General features: G+C 43.4%; 26 protein-coding genes. 25 read left to right on the forward strand and 1 reads right to left on the reverse strand.

Annotated elements, in window-relative coordinates; genetic code table 11:
• The 13 genes from ACUN2T_RS05840 to ACUN2T_RS05900 all read left to right on the forward strand — a co-directional run bounded on the left by ACUN2T_RS05840 (window position 1) and on the right by ACUN2T_RS05900 (window position 10,073).
• On the forward strand, window positions 1-1,161 hold the full coding sequence (locus ACUN2T_RS05840; protein WP_445497812.1) for a DUF2213 domain-containing protein: 1,161 nt from the start codon (window positions 1-3) through the stop codon (window positions 1,159-1,161).
• A gap of 2 nt (window positions 1,162-1,163) precedes the next feature.
• Window positions 1,164-1,649: a structural cement protein Gp24 gene (locus ACUN2T_RS05845; protein ID WP_445496673.1), complete on the forward strand. Its 486-nt coding sequence runs from the start codon at window positions 1,164-1,166 to the stop codon at window positions 1,647-1,649.
• Window position 1,650: 1 nt separating this feature from the next.
• Window positions 1,651-2,622 carry a DUF2184 domain-containing protein gene (locus ACUN2T_RS05850; protein ID WP_445496674.1) on the forward strand — a complete coding sequence of 324 codons (972 nt, stop codon included), beginning with the start codon at window positions 1,651-1,653 and terminating at the stop codon, window positions 2,620-2,622.
• 14 nt (window positions 2,623-2,636) lie between these two features.
• The gene (locus ACUN2T_RS05855) at window positions 2,637-2,999 is read left to right on the forward strand and encodes a DUF4054 domain-containing protein (protein WP_445496675.1); all 363 of its coding nucleotides are present in this window, start codon (window positions 2,637-2,639) and stop codon (window positions 2,997-2,999) included.
• Window positions 2,996-3,571 (forward strand): hypothetical protein, encoded by a 576-nt coding sequence (locus ACUN2T_RS05860; RefSeq protein WP_445496676.1) that lies wholly within the window; start codon window positions 2,996-2,998, stop codon window positions 3,569-3,571. Before ACUN2T_RS05855 ends, ACUN2T_RS05860 begins: the two co-directional genes overlap by 4 nt.
• Window positions 3,564-3,899: a hypothetical protein gene (locus tag ACUN2T_RS05865; RefSeq protein ID WP_445496677.1), complete on the forward strand. Its 336-nt coding sequence runs from the start codon at window positions 3,564-3,566 to the stop codon at window positions 3,897-3,899. The genes ACUN2T_RS05860 and ACUN2T_RS05865 overlap by 8 nt, the downstream gene beginning before the upstream one ends.
• Window positions 3,871-4,317, forward strand: a complete 447-nt coding sequence (locus ACUN2T_RS05870) for a phage neck terminator protein (RefSeq protein ID WP_445496678.1) — start codon at window positions 3,871-3,873, stop codon at window positions 4,315-4,317. Before ACUN2T_RS05865 ends, ACUN2T_RS05870 begins: the two co-directional genes overlap by 29 nt.
• Window positions 4,318-4,319: 2 nt before the next feature.
• A complete protein-coding gene (locus ACUN2T_RS05875) occupies window positions 4,320-5,831 on the forward strand; it encodes a DUF3383 domain-containing protein (RefSeq protein ID WP_445496679.1) in 1,512 nt (503 codons plus the stop codon).
• Between the two features lie 8 nt (window positions 5,832-5,839).
• Entirely contained in the window at window positions 5,840-6,274 is a 435-nt protein-coding gene (locus ACUN2T_RS05880; protein ID WP_445496681.1) for a phage protein, read from the forward strand.
• Complete coding sequence (locus tag ACUN2T_RS05885; RefSeq protein WP_445496682.1) at window positions 6,274-6,669, forward strand: phage tail assembly chaperone; 396 nt, start codon at window positions 6,274-6,276, stop codon at window positions 6,667-6,669. Before ACUN2T_RS05880 ends, ACUN2T_RS05885 begins: the two co-directional genes overlap by 1 nt.
• Window positions 6,670-6,813: 144 nt before the next feature.
• Window positions 6,814-8,799 carry a phage tail protein gene (locus ACUN2T_RS05890; protein WP_445496683.1) on the forward strand — a complete coding sequence of 662 codons (1,986 nt, stop codon included), beginning with the start codon at window positions 6,814-6,816 and terminating at the stop codon, window positions 8,797-8,799.
• A gap of 68 nt (window positions 8,800-8,867) precedes the next feature.
• Window positions 8,868-9,155 (forward strand): DUF6694 family lipoprotein, encoded by a 288-nt coding sequence (locus ACUN2T_RS05895; RefSeq protein ID WP_445496684.1) that lies wholly within the window; start codon window positions 8,868-8,870, stop codon window positions 9,153-9,155.
• Between the two features lie 111 nt (window positions 9,156-9,266).
• Entirely contained in the window at window positions 9,267-10,073 is an 807-nt protein-coding gene (locus ACUN2T_RS05900) for an OB-fold protein (protein WP_445496685.1), read from the forward strand.
• Between the two features lie 10 nt (window positions 10,074-10,083).
• Here the strand turns inward: ACUN2T_RS05900 and ACUN2T_RS05905 are convergent, their stop codons facing one another.
• Window positions 10,084-10,359 carry an Arc family DNA-binding protein gene (locus ACUN2T_RS05905; RefSeq protein ID WP_445496686.1) on the reverse strand — a complete coding sequence of 92 codons (276 nt, stop codon included), beginning with the start codon at window positions 10,357-10,359 and terminating at the stop codon, window positions 10,084-10,086.
• Window positions 10,360-10,475: 116 nt separating this feature from the next.
• On the opposite strand from ACUN2T_RS05905, the gene ACUN2T_RS05910 reads away from it, so the two are divergent.
• From ACUN2T_RS05910 to ACUN2T_RS05965, 12 genes are all read left to right on the forward strand, one after another.
• Complete coding sequence (locus ACUN2T_RS05910; RefSeq protein ID WP_262978437.1) at window positions 10,476-10,649, forward strand: hypothetical protein; 174 nt, start codon at window positions 10,476-10,478, stop codon at window positions 10,647-10,649.
• Window positions 10,650-10,821: 172 nt separating this feature from the next.
• On the forward strand, window positions 10,822-11,580 hold the full coding sequence (locus ACUN2T_RS05915; protein ID WP_445497813.1) for a BRO-N domain-containing protein: 759 nt from the start codon (window positions 10,822-10,824) through the stop codon (window positions 11,578-11,580).
• Window positions 11,581-11,818: 238 nt separating this feature from the next.
• The gene (locus ACUN2T_RS05920) at window positions 11,819-11,968 is read left to right on the forward strand and encodes a Hok/Gef family protein (protein WP_350304896.1); all 150 of its coding nucleotides are present in this window, start codon (window positions 11,819-11,821) and stop codon (window positions 11,966-11,968) included.
• A 127-nt stretch (window positions 11,969-12,095) separates the two neighbouring features.
• Window positions 12,096-12,815: a phage baseplate protein gene (locus tag ACUN2T_RS05925; protein WP_445496687.1), complete on the forward strand. Its 720-nt coding sequence runs from the start codon at window positions 12,096-12,098 to the stop codon at window positions 12,813-12,815.
• Window positions 12,812-13,150 carry a phage baseplate plug family protein gene (locus ACUN2T_RS05930; protein ID WP_445496688.1) on the forward strand — a complete coding sequence of 113 codons (339 nt, stop codon included), beginning with the start codon at window positions 12,812-12,814 and terminating at the stop codon, window positions 13,148-13,150. Before ACUN2T_RS05925 ends, ACUN2T_RS05930 begins: the two co-directional genes overlap by 4 nt.
• Entirely contained in the window at window positions 13,125-13,970 is an 846-nt protein-coding gene (locus tag ACUN2T_RS05935; protein WP_445496689.1) for a phage protein, read from the forward strand. Before ACUN2T_RS05930 ends, ACUN2T_RS05935 begins: the two co-directional genes overlap by 26 nt.
• Window positions 13,945-14,616, forward strand: a complete 672-nt coding sequence (locus ACUN2T_RS05940; protein ID WP_445496690.1) for a Gp138 family membrane-puncturing spike protein — start codon at window positions 13,945-13,947, stop codon at window positions 14,614-14,616. Before ACUN2T_RS05935 ends, ACUN2T_RS05940 begins: the two co-directional genes overlap by 26 nt.
• On the forward strand, window positions 14,613-14,972 hold the full coding sequence (locus ACUN2T_RS05945; RefSeq protein ID WP_445496691.1) for a hypothetical protein: 360 nt from the start codon (window positions 14,613-14,615) through the stop codon (window positions 14,970-14,972). Before ACUN2T_RS05940 ends, ACUN2T_RS05945 begins: the two co-directional genes overlap by 4 nt.
• Window positions 14,956-16,089, forward strand: a complete 1,134-nt coding sequence (locus ACUN2T_RS05950) for a baseplate J/gp47 family protein (protein ID WP_445496692.1) — start codon at window positions 14,956-14,958, stop codon at window positions 16,087-16,089. Before ACUN2T_RS05945 ends, ACUN2T_RS05950 begins: the two co-directional genes overlap by 17 nt.
• A complete protein-coding gene (locus ACUN2T_RS05955; protein ID WP_445496693.1) occupies window positions 16,082-16,738 on the forward strand; it encodes a DUF2612 domain-containing protein in 657 nt (218 codons plus the stop codon). The genes ACUN2T_RS05950 and ACUN2T_RS05955 overlap by 8 nt, the downstream gene beginning before the upstream one ends.
• Entirely contained in the window at window positions 16,725-18,134 is a 1,410-nt protein-coding gene (locus ACUN2T_RS05960; RefSeq protein WP_445496694.1) for a phage tail protein, read from the forward strand. The genes ACUN2T_RS05955 and ACUN2T_RS05960 overlap by 14 nt, the downstream gene beginning before the upstream one ends.
• Window positions 18,134-18,760, forward strand: coding sequence for a tail fiber assembly protein (locus tag ACUN2T_RS05965; RefSeq protein ID WP_445496695.1), 627 nt, complete (start codon window positions 18,134-18,136; stop codon window positions 18,758-18,760). Before ACUN2T_RS05960 ends, ACUN2T_RS05965 begins: the two co-directional genes overlap by 1 nt.
• The last annotated feature ends 1 nt before the right edge of the window (window position 18,761 follow it).

Genomic DNA, 18,761 nt, shown 5'->3' on the forward strand with positions numbered 1-18,761 from the left:
ATGGCATGGAAAAAAACTCCGCAGGGGTATGTTGTGACCTCGGCGCAGATAACTCGTGCTGGCCCGGTTGAATATTATGGGCATGAAGTCGGGTTAACCGGAAAAGATATCAACAAAAAGATCACGATTCACCGCACTATCGAAGAACTTTCAAAACCCGAAACGCTGAAATCATTTGAGGGATTACCCGTCACGCTAACGCATCCGCCCCGCGGTGAAGTCAATGCTGACGAGTGGAAAGATAAAGCAATTGGACACATACAGAACGTACGCATAGAAGGCGATTACGTTGTTTGTGATGTGTATCTGAAAGATGCAAAGGCGATTCAATTACTTGAAGAAAAAGGCATTCGAGAGCTCTCGGTCGGTTATGAGCCCACTGAGATAGTCAAGAAAAACGGTGAATTACATCAAGTTAATATTCTCGGCAATCACGTTGCCGTTGTATCAGAGGCGCGCGTCGGCGCTGATTGTAGACTAAACGATAAAAAAGGTAGACCAATGAAAAAACTCTCATTGAAAGATGTCATTGCGTTGCTTAAGGGTAAACGCGCTAACGATGCTGAGGGGCAACCTCTAACAGAAGAAGAATTGATCGGCATGATTGCCGCATTAGAGAAAACTTTGCAAGAGCTGGAGGGCAACGCAACACCAGAGGCCACAGCTAAAGCACAAGAAGTTATTGCGCAATTGGGAGAACTTAAGGCTCAGCTTGAACAATCAAAAGTGGCTGGAGCACCGCCACCCAATGATGCCGATCCCGATCCTGCTGGTGGCGGTGATGACAAAGACGCGCGTATTGCCGCGCTTGAGGCAGAAAACGAGCAACTGAAAGCAGAGAACCAGGCGCTTAAAGAAGAGCTTGAAAAACTGAAAGGCGAAAGTGATACAAGCACAACATTGAACGACGCCAAAGCACGTTTCCCTAAAGTGAAGTTTAATGATGCGAAATGTGCGCGTGATGTGCGCATGCTCGCATTGTTAAGCACGGGGGCATTCAATGATTCACAAGTAAAAGCCATGTCGGATGATGAAATTCGGGCTGCTTATGCTGCGGCTAGTGCGCTAAATAAACCACGGAGCAATATCGGCTCAATATTGTTGAATGACTCTTCAGCGAAAGCGAAGAAAACAGCTTCTCAGCGTTTAGGGGGTAAATAATTATGGCATTTGGATTTACAGATTGGGATGCCGTCACCGGCACAATCAAACCCGGATCAATCAGACGGGCTTCAAGCTCAAACGACAAGGTGTGGGGCGAAGAAAACCGCACTGAAACTGATTTGTTATACGGTACTTTTGTAGCAGTAAACCCAGAGGGCGGAGTGAAGCCTATCACGTCGGCAAGCGACGTTATCCACGGCATTGTCGTTCGCGACATTTACGGCGACGCCGCTCCGCATAACAAACAAGTCAACGTAGGGCACTTTTCGCACGGTGATTGCGTGGGAGCGCTGGCGGTTGAAAAAGACACATTCACTCGTGGGGATAAGGTTTATATCGTTGCGACGGGTAAAGATGCAGGCAAAGTGACCAGTACAGCAAAAGGCAACATCGATCTGGGCTATTGGGCTGAAGAAGTTAGCGCGGGCAATCACTGCGTAGCTATCACTTTGGGTTATATCAACACTCAAAAAGTAGGAGAGTAAGATGGCTATGGAACCAGCATACTTCGAAGAAGTATTACAGGAAGCGCTGACAGAGCGCGACAAACAGTTACAGGAAAAGGAACTGCCCGAAATTAATATCGGTGAAGCATTGCCGATAACAGATGGGTTAGACTTTTCCCTTGAATACGTCGATTTCGGCGTAACTGATTCGGTCGGCTCTCTGAAAGACGGCATTATCGGCAACAAAACGAACTCACTGAAAACTATTGATAGTGATATTGAGTGGCTCAAAGCGCCGGTTGGACAGTGGGGTAAGTCAGCGACATGGACACAGCAAGAGTTAGAGAAAATTGCTCGCTTGAATATTAACTTGCAAACAAAAAAACAAGATGATCTGTATGCCAACGCAACGGCAACTATTCAATATGCAGGTTATGTCGGTCATGAAGTTGTAAAAGGGCAAGAAGGGCTATTAACTGGCTCTAAAGTGCAGTTACTTGCAGAAGTAACAGGCAAAACAATCAAAGACATGTCTGCAGAAGAATTCATTAACATGGTTCTTAATGCTTATAACGTCGCATGGGCTAAATCGGGTTATCGCATTCAGCCAACCCACGTGGCGATGGATGCGTCTGATTTTATGCTGGCAATGCAGAAGTTCGACACTAATAGCGTGATTGTGGGTGTTGATTTGCTGCCTGTTTCGGCCATGGATCGCATTATGGCGGCACTGCGTAAAGCATCAAACAATGATTCATTCAGCATTACTTTTGTAAAAGTCCCGTCCAATTTTGCTAAAAACATTGTTAAAGGGAAAACGCGTCTGGCGATTTATACTTACAGCGAGGACTACATCGAAATGAAGGTGCACATGCCTGAATTACTGCCAGTCCGTCAGCGTGACCTGCTGACATACGAATGCGGTTATCGTGCCGCTTTCGGCGGGGCAATGTGGAAACAGCCTCAATCCGCTGTCTACGTCGATTACAAATCTTCACCGACTTCGCAGTAACTGCAGGGGGTAACATGGAATTTCTCACTCGGTACCCTGAATTTGCTAAAGTTGACATATTGCGTATAGAGATAGCCTTGCAAGATGCTGCTAATCAAATGAGTAGCAAGGTGTGGGGTAAGCTTTATGAGCAAGGACGGCAGGTTCTTGCGGCTCACCTTTTGTATTCATCTGGTGCATTAACTAAATCAGGCAATAGCAACGGCAAGCCCGTACAAATAGCGACAAGTAAGTCGGCTGGTGGATTATCTATCGGCTACTCTGCGCCTGATGCGGGATTTGGTGCTAATCATGATGGTTATGCATCCAGTGCTTATGGGCAGGAGTATTTGCGCCTGCGTAAGTTGGTCTCCCGGCATATGTTGGTGGTGAAATGATTAGAAACTCAGGTAGATTCAGCGGCGCGGGACTCAAAGCACTAGAAGCCCGCATTCGCGAGATGGGTAAGAAAAAAGTGGTTGTTGGTGTACCTGCGGCGACTAATTCTCTTCGTGATGATGATTTAAGCAATGTAACCATTGCGGCGGCGCATGAGTTCGGGGCAACAATCAAGCATCCTGGCGGTACACGGTACGATAAAAGCTCTAACGGGAGAGCAAAGTTCGTCAGCAATTCATTTGTTGGGCCAGTGTGTGGGGTTACCAGTGCGCATGAGATAGTTATCCCTGAACGATCATTCCTGCGGTCAACGTTGGACGAAAACAAGGAGAAAGCGGCGAAATTATTGGCTAATAGTATCCGTGAAACTCTATTGACGGACGGTGATAAAACAGCGCCGTTTGCGTTGGTTGGCGAAAAAATGGCAGGTGAAGTTAAGCGGAAAATTCAGGCGGGTATTAATCCAGCGCTAAATCCGAAAACTGTCAAACGCAAAGGCTCTTCCAAGCCGCTGATTGATACAGGTCAGCTAGTCCAGTCCATTACTTATGAGGTGCGCGAAGATGGATGATTTTGTCGATGATATTTTCGATGATGAATTCTTTCGGCAGGAACATGGATTCACGTCCCCTGATGGTAATAGACGAACACTGGTCTGTATCGTTTTTCCAGCCGGAACGGAAGATTTGCAAATCCTGCCAGAGGGTGATCGCTATAACCCTACCATTAAGGTACTGACACAAGAGGAAGTGAAAGCAAAAGACCTGCTCTTCTGGAATGGCTATCGCTGGCGCATTATCAGTAATGCACATTGGAATGACTATGGATACTACGACTCTCTCGCAACTCGATATGAGGGCAGTCAGACAGATGATAGCGACGGCTTTGAAATTACCTGAGTCTCATGTTTTAGATGCTGACGGTGAAACCGATGTGTCTGATATGCAATCATTTATCACTGTGAATCGTGTCACATCGGAATCAATGGGTGAAGAATATAAGTTCAATGCAAAGAAAGAAATTGAAATTATCACTGTCACCCGCGAAACCCTTATCTCTGTCAACGCCTTCGGCAATAACGCTTATCTTATTATCGAAAAACTCGCCAGTGTCTTAAGCACGAGTTACGCGCAAACACTTTTTAAACGCATCGGCGCTGGCATAGTTCGAAAATCCCAGGTCCGAAATCTGCCGACTGCAATTGCTGGTGGCAAAGAACAACGAGCGCAAATTGATTTAACTCTCTCTCATATTCATCGTATTGAAGCGCCTGTTAACAGAGCTGAGGCGGTCGATATTACAATTTATAAGGATTAATAATGAGCTTATCTATTAATCAGGTAGTCAATGCTCAGATCATGCCGCAGGCCATGGCGGCACAACGCCGCGATTTGAGCGTGATAGCTATTTTTACGCCAGAAATTGGCACATCGTTCACTGATGCGGATACGCGCTATATCATTGTGTCTAGTGCACAAGATGTAGCAAATTTATTCGGTACCAAATCAGAGACGTACAAAGCAGCACAAGCGCTTTTCTCAGTACGCCCAACACCTAAACGCGCTCTCGTTGCTCGATGGGCGAAAGAGAAACAAGAAATTCCGGCAACAGCCAACTCGCTTAAGGGATCAACTATCTCTGTGGGTATCAATGCATTTAAAGCCATCACTGATGGTTCGTTAATGCTCAATGTCGGCGGTAAAGATGTTCCGCTCTCCGCTTTGGATTTCAGTAAAGTAATTGATTTCACTGATGTTGCGAGTGTTCTACAGGCGGCATTACCGAAAGAGAGTAATTTAAAGGCTGTCTGGGATACTGTCGGCCATCGTGTCATTATTCAGGCACAAACAGCGGGGACGTACCCTGCTACCAAATTGGGTTATGTCATGGAACCGGACGCCGGTACTTACGTCGGCAAGATACTGAAACTGGAAGACGGGCAGGCAACGATTGCTGTTGGTAAGGCCGCTATCACTGTTGAAAAAGAATTGCCCTCTGAAGCCCTGCATAAATTGCAGAACATCTACCAGGACTGGTACGGAGCTTATTTTGCATCCGCAATTACAGATGAGCAATTGGACGATATACATACGTGGGTAGCCTCCGCTGACATGAAAGTCTCTGCTTATACGGCATTGCGTGACGAACAAATCGAGTGGAGCAACGACAATATCATCAAAAAGTTATATGACAAAAACAGTGGACGTTTGATGTCTCAGTACAATAAGACCGGTGATGATCATGCTGCCGTAGCGTTACTGTCTATCGCATTGTCTACCAACTGGAATGCGCAGAACTCCGCTAAGACTGTCAAGTTTAAGCAGCAAACAACCGTTCGTTCTGATGACCGGATTACGCAATCAGAAGCAGAAAAATGCAAGCGTCTGGGTGTTAACTTTTATACCGACTATGACGGCGTGAGTATGCTTGCAGAGGGTACGATGATCGGCGGTCAGTTCATTGATGAAATTGCTGGACTAGATGCATTCATTGATGCCTGTCAGAAACAGGCATTCACGACATTACAAGCCAACCCGACGAAAATCTCACAAACGGATAAGGGGCAGGCTATGTTGATTGGCGCCCTGAATGTTATCGGCGCTGAATTTGTGAGGAATGGTTTTCTGGCTGGTGGTATCTGGCGCGGCAATGATATCGGTGAGCTGACATACGGTGACAGGCTGGATGAGGGATTTTATTTCTACTCTGACAGTTACGACTTGCAGTCTATTGCTGACAGAGAAGCGCGTAAGGCTATGCCGATTATGTGCGCAATCAAATTAGCCGGTGCCATTCACTCCGTTGATATATCAATTCAATTTAATCGATAGGTATAAGTATGTCTCAATACAATCATGCAAACTCTATTCTGACTATCTCGGGTTATGAGATATCGGGTTATGAAAATGCGGCTGATGCCCTCAATTTTGCACCCGTGGGTGATGATGGGGATATTACTTACGGGGTGGATGGCGATGGCGTTTATGTGGCTTCGTGTAATAAAGGATTAATTATTACAATAAAGCTTTTGCAACATTGCGAATCTAATGAGTATTTGAATAACTTACGTAATACTCAAATCAATATACCGAAAGCGTACACTCCTGCTTATATTTACTATAAAGACGTCATTAATGGTGATGAAATTATCGCAGAGCGCTGTTTTTTCACCACTCCACCCACTATTACACGCGGCACCGCCCACAACACAATGACGTGGACACTGAAATCAACAAAATCAACAATGAAACTCAAAAAGGGAGTTTATAACTGATGATCATCGATAATATAAGTTACGAGCATCGTTTATCTAATTTCATCGAAGCCAAAAATCATGCCTTAAAACTGGTTGGTTTACTGAAAGGCTGCATCAGGTTGGACGGTGATAAAGTTGATATCGATGTTGGCGCCATTGTTTCCAATGTCGGTTCACCAGAAATGCAGGGCATTGAACAATTTATTTTGAAATATGTCACCGTGACGGGTGCGGATGGTAATACCGTATTGCTGCAAAAACCCGATGTATTTAACCAGCATTTCAATACGTATCGCGCTCATTATTTCCAGCTAATCATTGATGGACTTAAATTTCACTTTGCGGATTTTTTGCCCGGTGGGGTCGCGTCTGTTGTAAATACCAACAGTTTGGCGGCTCTGAATCTACAGTGAGTGACGTTGACTGGATAGTGTGGACGCCGATCATGAGAAACATGTGTACTCTGCATGAGCTCCGTACTGTCTATTCACTTTCTGATGTCATTGATATGCATGAAGCAATAGCCGAAACGCTATTGTCTGAGAAGAGGGCTAGCGATGGAAATCGACGAACTACTCGTTAGCGTCGGCGTAGACACGTCACAAGCTGCGAAAATCAAAGATGTCATTGTTGCTCTCGGTGCTGCGGCGGTGCAGATCGCGAATGAGGCTAACGGGGTCAATAAAATCCTTGACGGTGTTGGCGAAGAGTCAGTTAAAAGCACTGAGCAGGCGGCTCAAAAAGCGGAAGAGGCTGGCTCATCAATCAGTAAATTAAAATTGCTTGCTGTCGGCGTTGCTGCTGCTGTCAGTGTTGCGACTACCAAAGTGCTTGGCTTTATCAACAGCTCGATTACCGGAGCTAAGGACCTGGCGAAGGAGAAAGGGCTGCTTTATAAGATATCAGACAGAGAGCTAAAACAGTCCGATGAGTACGAGAGATCCATGAAAAAAATGGGGCTATCTGTCGACTCGGTTAAGACAAAGATAGCGCTCAATCTCGTTCCATCAATGACCAAGGCTGTTAATGGCATCAATAACTGGATCGCTTCAAACAAAGAGCTGATTACCGACGGTTTAACAAAGATTATCAAAGTGGGCGGTAAAGTCATTCAGGTTATTGTTAACTCAGTCCGTGCGATAAACAAAATTGTCACGTCAACTACCGGCTGGAAAGCGGCAATCATGCTTATCGTCGGCGCGTTAGCAGTTCTTAAGCGCTCAATGATAATGGCATTCATTGCTAACCCGGTGGTGTGGGTCATTGCGGCAATAGCGGGCCTGCTTCTCTTGCTTGATGATCTGATGGTCTATTTAGATGGCGGCGAGTCATTATTCGGGGCGTTCTGGGGGCCTGCTATTAAGTGGGTTAAAGATGTCATCAAGTGGGGACAGGACTTTTACGCTAAATACAAGGGGATTATTGATAACCTTGTGTCGATTTGGAGTCAGTCATTTAAAGCTATCTGGACCATCTTCAGCGGAGTTTTCCAATATATCTGGAATGTCATTAAGTTGTTTGTTGGCCTCTTTACTGGCGATATGGATCTCGTTAGTGAAGCATGGGCCGGAATGACCGCCTCACTGATGAAAATATGGAATGGGCTGATTGCCTATCTCAAAGCCTTCTTTGCTTTCTTTGGGGCAATGTGGGATATCGCAGGAAAGCTGGCAGGCAACGCATGGAATGTGATGAAGAAACTGGCAGGCAAAGCTTTCGACTGGATAAAAGGCAAGGCTAAAGGTTTTGTAAGTAGTATCGGTTCTATATTCAGGAAAGTCTGGGGTCACATTACCGCGCCATTCAAGAAAGCGTTTAAGTTCGTATTGGGGCTGTTTGGTGTGAGTGAAAAGGATGCTGATAAATATATCGATAATATCGGTAAGGCGTTTGATGCGGTATTTGGGTTCATTACTCAGCCGTTTAAGAACGCGTTTAAACTGGTTAAATCGCTCATTGATATTGCCACCAATGACAACTTAACCTTTACTGAAAAAATCGAGGAAATTTTCGGTGCCGTGTGGGGTTTCATCACATCACCATTCAAGAAAGCGTTTAAGTTCGTGCTGGGCTTATTTGGGGTGAATGAAAGTGAGGCCGACAAGTATGTGTCTAATATCGGCAAGACCTTTGATAATGTCATAGAGGCTATCAAAGCTCCGTTTAAAGCCGCGTTTGACTGGGTTGTGGAGTATTACGATAAGACCGTTGGGAAGGTGATAGGGGCGATAAAAGATTTCTTCATTGGAAACACAAAGTCAGAAGAAGCTACATTTGGTTTTAGTGATGATGATCTTAAGAATATTCAATCTTCTGTTGTGGCTGGCTCCGGTGATTTTATTGGCGGAGCTATCGCTAATACTACAAATACCACTAATTCGTCACAAACAATGACAAGTCATGGTGATGTAAACATGAATGTATCTATAACATCACCATCACCGGAAAAAGCCGCGCAATATTCTGCAAATGAGTTCAATAAAGCATTAAAAATTGCCGGTTACAATACAAAGGGACAGTTTTATAACGGCGCTGGTGGTTAGTTTGCTTTCTCTTGCGGCCCTTAAGTGATTTAATTGGCAGTGGTCTTAACTGCTGTGAGAAAAAGTTTATGAAAAAATTAATATTACCAATTGCGTTGGCTATCTTTTTGGTTGGATGTGGAGAAAAAGATCTGACGATTGATGCTTCAAGCTCTGAGGCTTTAAAGTCTTCTACGCAAGAAATTTATCGCTCTCTTAATAAGGATGATGCAGCAAAATTTAAGCAGGCCGTCCTTAATGTCGGCTTGGCCGCTAACATAGTAACAAACAACGAAGAGGATAAGATAAAGGCAATCAACAAGCTGATAGGCGGCAAGACTGCAAAAGAGATCATTGCACTAGACGAGAAGAAGTAAAACAGCCCCTTGCGGGGCTTACTGGTTAAAAAATCAGTAACAAAATTTAATGTTAAGTGCTTAAATATATAGGTTTAAACATTAGTTAACTAAATACATATAGGCACTTAAATGAAAAAAGTATTGAAATGGATAGGAATAATATTTGTAGTTTTAATTGTCATTGGGATCATTGCCGACAATGACGATGAAAAACCAACGGAAAAAGTTTCTGTTTCCTCCGGTGAGTCAAAATCAAACAAATCAATTTCTTTGTCACAAAAAGAAGCTGAGTTTATTAATGTTGCTATCGAAGATGATGCGAATGTAGCCTTTGAAGGTGGAGACTCTATGTTTAAGCCTGACATTATCTTCGTGACAGCTAGCGAATTACAAAATGACTATTCCGCCAACGAGGCAAGAGGTGATAAAACCTACAAAGATAAGAACCTCGTCATTACTGGTATGGTGTCATCTATTGATTCCAGTATTGGTGACATCCCTGTTGTTACTTTAAAAACGAACGATATGTTTAACAGAGTTCATGTTAGATTTAAAAAACAATACAGGGATGCCGCCATTGATTTGAATAAAAACCAAAAAATTGCTTTTTTCTGTAAAGGTGATGGCGTGATAATAGGATCACCTACGGTAAGTGACTGTACTCCTGTTGATGTAGCGAAAAGCGATTTTATCAACCAGCAAAAGCAGTATGTTAATAAGGCTATTGATGGTGATAAAAGCGTACCAAATGATATAAAAACTATCATCATGTTTGCAAAAGTTGCAGGGGAAAAAACTAACGACTTTGCTAATTGCAGCAAGATAGATAAGAAATGTGTTAATTCTGTAGGGCCGCTGATGCAAAAAGTATTGAAAAGTAAAGAAGAAACTCCGATCATGAAAGAGTTAAAGGAAAAATTAAGTATAAGTAATTAAAAAAAGCCCCTTATGGGGCTTTTTTGTTATCTGACTGATTTTGCTTATCTTTCATCTCTTCGATAGATTCAGCCAGGGCAATGATTTTATCCATCAATTCATTGCTGAGGGAAACCGTTGGTTGAGTCTCTGGAGACTTTCTATCTAAACAGTCCTGTATCATTTGGACTATTTCAGAGTTCATCGAGCGGCCATTTTCTTTGGCTCTTTCGGCAATAGCTTCTCTCATACCATCGGGCAATCGAAGCATGAATTTATCTTGTGCTGATACTGGCTTATTAGTCATCTGCATTAATCGTTTAGTTGAAACAGAAAAATAATACTAGCATATTGACATCATGTAAATGCGTGTCATAATGCTATCATGTCATTATGACATCATTAATAAGGAGACAAGATAATATGATAAACCTAGATAACAGAAAAAAGAGTGCACAAATGCAACTGAGAACAACAGAGTTCATGAAGGAGCAAATTTGTAAATTGGCAGATAAAGAGGGGATTTCTCAGAACGCAGTTCTGAATCAGGCTTTGGCTTGGTATATGAATGAAAGGGCAAAAAATGCAGCACAATAATAGCGAAGCCCCAGTTGCACGAACAACTAGGGCCTCTGAGTGTCATTTACTACGTGAGATAAACGACTCAGCCATTGTAACGAATGGTGAATCAATTTTCCAGAGTACTAAAACGGAAAACCAGCAGTTTGCCGCTGCTGGTATCCAAGTTGATATACCACCGGAGAGATATATGAAGTCAATTATCAAACATTTTAAGTTTAAGTCAAGCGATGACCAATTGGTAACCATCTCAGGCTTGAAATATAAAGATAAGCCTGTGTTTCTTGCGGTTGAATTGGCGCAGGCATTAGGCTATTCAGATCCTCACGATGCACTTAAGAAACACTGTAAGTCGTTGATAAGACTTAATTCCGGCGAAACGCAGGAATTAGGGTTTGGGTTTAAGCCGAAAGGTGTCATTCTCGCTGGTCAATCAGATATGTTCCGGCTCGTCATGAAAAGCGCGTTGCCGTCTGCGGAACGTTTGCAAGACTGGGTGTGTGAAGAAGTGCTGCCGTCCATTATGGAAACTGGTAGTTACTCCATGCAACAAAGTAAGTCCGGCTTGCCTGAGTATAGAAAAGCCAGAACCTTGAAAATGTCAGTTGATGCGATCAGTAACCTGTTTGAGCTTATGCCTAATTTGAGTAATGAGGCAAAACAGTGTGCAGCAGCTAACATTGTCAACCCGATAGTTGGTTTTGAAGCTGTTCCTCTCCCTGCACTGGAAGAGAAATATTACACAGCCGGTGAGGTAGGAAAGATGCTGGAATTGTCAGCTAACAAAATCGGGCGGATTGCTAATGATAACAATCTGAAAACCGAGCAATACGGGAAGTTCTTCCTGGATAAATCCGCCCACTCTAATAAACAAGTTGAGGCATTTCGTTATAACGAGAACGGCATCAAGGCATTTAGACATTTGATCCACGGTGTTGAAGTAGCTTAACGGATTTAGAGCCACGGACGGCTCTGTAAATAAATTCAGTATCGTAATGTAATATTATGGATATATATATTTTGCTTTGATATATTTTTGGCGGGCGCTTGGGACTATCTGTCTCTGGCGTGCTGGAGCAGATAGAAGAAAGCCCCAAATGATCTTTCAATCAATTTGAGGCCAATTCTTTATGCATAGCAACATAAGATTAGCCTCTTACACGCCGAAAGGCAAGGAGACGCTAACCATGAAACAGCAAAAAGCGATACTTATCGCCATCGTTATTTGCATTGCCGCTTTAGCGGTTGTGCTGGTCACGAGGAAGGACCTCTGTGAGGTTCGCATCCGAAGCGGCCAAACGGAGGTTGCTGTTTTCATGGATTACGAACCCAGGTAAGAGCAACGGCGGGGAGCAATCCCCGCCATCTCTTGTTGTTGAGTATGGCTCTCAAGCGCCCTTTTTAATTTCTTAAGTAGTAATCGATAAACCCGTCTTTGAGCGGGTTTTTTATTGCAGGTACTGTATGGACTTACTCAGTGGCTTTAATACTACAACGACAGCCTCAGTAATAACCCGCTCAGTCGGTGAGTTTCAGTTTGACTGCGTGACCATCGAGGGTCACGAGTCTAGTTTACGCATTACTGAAAACCCGATTGAGTCGGGAGCGGCAATAGCAGATCACGCCGTTCTTGAGCCGAAAGAAATCACAATTACGGGGGTAATGGTTGGCTATGAACCACCGCAATATTCAAAAGATATTACGGGTTTTGATTCTGACGTGATTGATACTTTTCCCTTACCTGTTGAAATCCGCGCTCAAACAAAACAGGCCGAAGCCATGGTAAACCGCTATATCTCTGTTGCTGATAGTTTTATTGAACAATCTCAGCGAGCAATAGCACCGTTTTTACCCGATTATCAGGGGCTGTCGGGTGACTCTTCACCGACGCTTGATAGGGTTGGTAAAGCATATAACGACTTGCTTAACTTACAGAAAAAAGGCGAAACAATCACTGTCCAGACAGGCTTAAAACAGTATGAGAACATGATGATCGTAAGTGTTAGTGTTTCTCAGATGTGCGATAGTTCTGCCGAGTTTTCTCTGATATTGCGCGAGATATTCATTGTCGAAACTCAGAAGGCAAAAGGGCTGAATGTAAAAAAATCACCTAAAAAGAAGCAGATGGGTAAAACGCAGCCGAAAGAAAAACAAAAATCAGCGATTAAGGAGTGGCTCGGATGATTTACGAAATCCCGTTATCTACAGAAGAAATCCAAGAGCAATCATTCAGTCTATTTAATATGAACCTTAGATTTACTCTGCATTTCAATAGTATATCTAGCGGCTGGCAGTTTGATTTACTTGATACAAATACAGATCAGTACATTGCTCAAATGTACGGACTCGCAGTTAATAGCCCGGCGCTGATAACAAAGAACTTACCATTCGTAATAGTAATGAGTGATGGCTCTGGTTTTGGCCTAAATTCTATTAGACGCTCTGAGTTAGGAACCAGATTAAAAGTGTATTTTATTGATAAGGAGTTGTGGCATGAGGCAATTCGGACGACAACTTAAACTCAGCATTGGCAATGAAAAAGAAAGCATTGAAATTACTAACTTAAGAGTTGCGTTCGAAGTATCCAAAACCATCACAAGTGAACCGAACGCGGCAACAATCCGAGTCTATAACCTCAATCAGTCACACCGCAATCTGATCACCAGTAAAACCTATAACAAGGTATCACTAGCTGTTGGCTATGAAGAACTGCGAGTGATTTATACCGGCGATATTATCGAAGCAATTACGATTCATGATGACATGGATTTTATTATCGAACTGACTTGCGGGGATGGATATGAAGCCTATACCGGTGCACTGGTGAACAAAACGCTAAAAGCTGGTGCGACTGATGCTGATATTCTGTCTGAAGCTAAAAAATCAATGAAAGTCGGTAACGGGGTGGTTGATTTACCAAAAGATCGGCAATTACCGCGTGGCAAGGTCTTAACGGGTAACGCTCGTGACATCATGCGCAAGATAGCCCGTAACAATGGCGCTGAGTGGTCTGTTCAAGATGGAAACATGATTGTGTTACCAAAGAGCAAAGTACTGGCAGATAACGAGGGTTTTGTGTTGTCACAAGAAACCGGAATGATCGGCAGCCCTGAGAAAACCGATGATGGATTATCTGTCACCTGCTTGTGTAACCCGGCGCTAAGAATCGGCGGCCTAATTCGAATTAAGTCAATTATTCCCGAATACAACGGTGACTATAAAATCACTGAATTAGAGCATGCAGGTGATTTCATGTCAGATGATTGGAATACGCTGATAACGTGCACAGGTGGAAAATTTCAAAAGGTGAATAATGAACAAAAATCCAACTCTGCTTGATGTTATTGACAAAAAAGCAGAAAACGAACGCTTAGATATTCACACCGCATTACCCGCCCGCGTTGTTTCATTCAACGGCCACACAGCAACAATTGAACTAATGATCACGCAAACACTAAGTAACGGTGAAAACATTGAATTACCTCCTCTGGTAGATGTTCCTGTTCAGTTTCCGCGGGCGGGTGGATTTTGTTTCACGGTTCCAGTGAAAGCGGGTGATGAGGGACTAGCGATATTCTCCGAGCGTTGCATTGATGGTTGGTACGCTACAGGCAATAAATCCGCGCCTCTTGATGCTCGCTTGCATGACTATTCTGACGCATTTTTTATCCTCGGAGTTTGCAGCCAACAAAAGAAAATACCCGATTTCTTTCATAGTGGCGCATCAATGCAGACCGATGATGGTTCAACATTTATCCGGCTCTCCGAAGGAAGAATACATATTAAAGGGGAGATTTTTCACGAGGGGAATAGTAAACAGGTCGGACAACATGAACAAGCTGGAAACTGGAACCAGATAAGTGGCAATAGTGAATCTAGCGGAACTGTGAGTGCTGCAAAAGTTGTCGGCGGGGGCATTGACCTACAAACCCACATACACGGCGGCGTACAGTCAGGTGGCAGCAACACAGGAGCGTCAAAATGAGAGTAAGACGCCTTGATAATCACGACTGGACATTTGGCAATGGTCGCAGTGATTATGCAACTAAATCAGAAGCTATCGCCCAGTCGGTACAAGCTCGGCTTTTATCTTTACGCAATGACTGGTTTCTTAATCCCGATCATGGGGTGAGATGGCTTGACTATTTGCGGAAAAATCCAAATTTGATGCAAATGGAATCAGAATTGAAAACTACAGTTCTGAAGACTGATGGGGTGACAGAAATTACCAATTTTGACATTCAAATTGATAGAGATAGCAGAAAATCACTGGTAACTGTCACTTATATTGACATTTACGGCAATAAAAAAGAGGTTAATGCAGATGCTCCAAATTACTAAGACAGGAATAGTCATTGACCAACTTGCAGATATTCACCAGCGTCTTTCAGATGGCTTCAGGCGTATTTATGGCGAAGATATTAACTTAGATGCTGATACACCGGACGGCCAGATGATAGGGTTGTTTTCGCAAGAACTAGCCAACATTAACAAAGTGATTGCTTTTATCGGGCAGATGTTAGATCCCTATCAATCTACCGGTTCATGGCTGGAACAGCGAGCTATGTACGCAGGAATAATACGCCGTGGTGCAGAATACAGCTATCTTGATGATGTGGTGATAACTGGTAATGCTGGGGCAAGCGTACCGAAAGACACAGTTTTGACCGATGATAACCGTGTTAAGTGGGTAACGTTAGATGACATAAAACTTAATAACCAGGGATCGGCTCGTGTAAATTTACGCAGCAATGAATTAGGTGCTTTCTCTCTGCAATCAAATAAAGAGCTACAGACTGAAACAGTGATTGTTGGTATAGAAAAAGTTGTTACAACAAAACCCACCAAGCAGGGCGCTGATGAAGAAACGGACGGTAATTTGTTACTTCGTTTTATGCAATCACATTCAGTAAATAACTATGATGATAGAGCGGGTATTAAAGCGGCCTTATTATCGCTGCCAGATGTCAGACAAGCAGAAGTTTACGAAAACTACACAGGCCAAACAGATCCTGTTACCGGCGTTCCTGCGCATTCAATGAACGCTGTCGTCATCAGCGGCAATAATAAAGATATTGCGCTGATGTTAATTAAGAAAAAAATCGGCGGGTGTGCATTTTTTGGTAAACAAACATGTGAAATTAACTTCGCTGGAGCGAACAGAAAAGTTAATTTTGATAGAGCTGAAATGATTGATATCAATATTGATGTTGCGTTAGTCAGAACTAGCGAATTTCATGATATTGATATAGATGGCATTAAATCAGCATTGACAGCCACTAAATTTAACATCGGCGAATCAGTTTATGCCATGCGTCTGACATGCCAAGTTAATTCAATAGCAGGCTTCTATATCAAATCAATTACAGTCAATGGCTCTGACAAAGCAAATATTGGCCCTCGACAATGCGCAGTCATAAAACACGAAAATGTGAATGTGGAGGTGTTGATTGAGTAAAAAACCAGAGGATTTTTTGATATGGCAGTACAGAGGAAAACCTAAGGCCCGGCGAACAGTCGGGCTTTTGCTTTCTGAGAGCGCTACAGTTTTCAAATCAGCAGTTAAGCTGACTGAAATACTCGATATTAATAAATCAGAAAATTACGGGCTAGATTTAATCGGTCGGCATGTTGGCATTAGTCGAACAATGAAATCATTTGTCCCGAAAGACTATTTTGGTTTTCTGGGAATAGAAAGCGCACTTGGTTTTAACGCCGGTGTTTTCTATAGATACGGGGACTCTCTGAATGATTCAACAAATCTTGATGACAAAGATTATCAGTTTTTTATTAAAGCCAAAGTTATCAAAAATTACCAACGCCCGACGCTTGGAAATATAACATTATCGATTTCTTACTTGCTTGGAGATCAAGCATTCATTATCGATAATTACGATATGACAATGAATATTGTTATTCCTTCAAGCTATTTAACTCCCTTTAGGCTGCATGCGATAAAAAAATTGGACATATTATCCCGTCCAGTTGGCGTGCAATATAAATACATAGTAATCACAGATCATTATCCATTCGGGTGGGCTAATGATCCCCATGCGTTCGGTTTTGGTGACGGAAAATTCACGAGGATTGTAGATGTCAATAATTAACAAACCAGACTACAAAGTTTTTGCTCAAGACGCCAAATCCGGCGAGATTGAAACATTTCCTGATGTGCTCAGAGGATGGGGTGTCACACTTGATAGAACGGCGGGTAAGCCCCCTTTGGAGTGGTTCAATTCTGCGGGTAAGCGAGTAGATGAATGGCTGATGTACCTGTCGCAACGCGGGTTAGCGGAGTGGGATACAACTGTGGATTACCCTCAATACGCTGCTGTTCAGCATTCTATGAAGTTTTATGTAGCACTCAAACAAAACATAAGCCAACAACCTGATAGATCACAAAATAATTGGCAGTTGATGACTGATTTCTTGGGTGCTCCAAAATCTGTTCTCGACGCTTTAAACACAAAGCAAGACAAGGGAGACTATGCTACAAACACTCAGTTAAATAGCGTGTCTACTGAACTGAACAAGTCAATCAGTGCAGCAAACACTAGTGCCACAAACGCAAACAACAACGCCAACACTAAGCTCTCAAAGAGTCAAAACGGCGCAGACATCCCCGACAAAAACGCGTTTGTGAAAAACCTCGGATTGGTGGAGACGGTGAGTAAGGCCAATAATGCGGTACCGGGCAGCAGGAAAGTGAACGGTAAGGTGTTGACTGGGGATGTCAGTTTGAATGCCGGGGATGTGGGGGCGTACTCTAAACCGGAGTCTGACAGTCGATTTATTCAGTTAAATACGAATACAAAAACATCAGGCTATATATTAACTAAAACAGCAAATTATTTTGATGATCCTAATTCCCGCAATCTTGGCCGTTCAGGTTTTCTTAGACCGAATGGATTAGATAATCTTGGAGACTTAGCAATTCATATCGCTCATCCGGGCAGTGATGGACCATCTTGGGCACGCGGCATTTCTTTTAGCTATGGCAACGATTATGGCAACTTTGACATATCAACTTACGCTTTCGATGGAGATGGAAAATTTAAAGGTAAAAAGAGAATTTTGACGGAAGATGATGTTAATACGCCAGTTGGCCCCCCCATCCCGTGGCCGCAACCCAATCCCCCATCAGGTTACCTGACGTGCAACGGCCAGGCATTCAATAAATCCCTATATCCGCAATTGGCGGCAGCATACCCATCAGGAACACTGCCCGATTTGCGTGGTGAGTTTATTCGGGGGTGGGATGATGGGCGTGGTGTGGATAGTGGTCGCGGGATTTTGTCTTATCAAGAAGGGCAAGCGCCGGTATCGGCGATTAAGGGTTATTGGGACAACAACTGGAACAATGGTACACGTCGAGATACGGGGTTTTCAGCAGCGACGGGAACAAATAACGGCAGTTTTCATACTATCATCCAAGAATATGAAAATCAGAGAGAAACCCGCCCCCGCAACATCGCATTTAACTATATAGTGAGAGCAGCATAATGACAGAACAAAAATACTCTTTAGAACATGAAACAGCCGTATTGGGTAAAGATGGTTTGGCAATTCAGGCAGGGTGGATAAAGGTTTATCACTCGAATCAAATCACACGAGAATTCACGAGCTCTAATATTGAATATGTGATGCTCGGTGTCAGCTTATCAGCCGGTGCTTATCCCGATGCCCCGGAACTCCCTTCATCTCATGATTTTGCTGTCTGTCGTAGTATAGACTGCAAGTGTTGGGAAATCTTATCTGACTATCGCGGAAAGACCGCTTACGATACGAAAACTCGCGCTCCGACTGAGATAACGGAAATGGGGGAGCTATCCGATACGCTCACATTCAAGAAACCGCCCACAGATTTTGACACGTGGAACGGCAAAGAGTGGGTAGTTGATAAAGACTTACTCAAGTCTCATCAAATCAATGAAGCAAAACAACAGCAAGCAGCGCTGTTACAACAAGCAAATGAAACACTCTCATTGCTACAAGACTCTGTTGACTTAGAAGTCGCGACAGATTCAGAGAAAGCCGCATTGCTGGAGTGGAAAAAGTATCGTGTGTTACTCACTCGTGTAGATGTGAATCAAGCGCCGAATGTTGAATGGCCGGAGATGCCGAAATAAA

The organism is Photorhabdus machadonis (genome assembly GCF_052657765.1).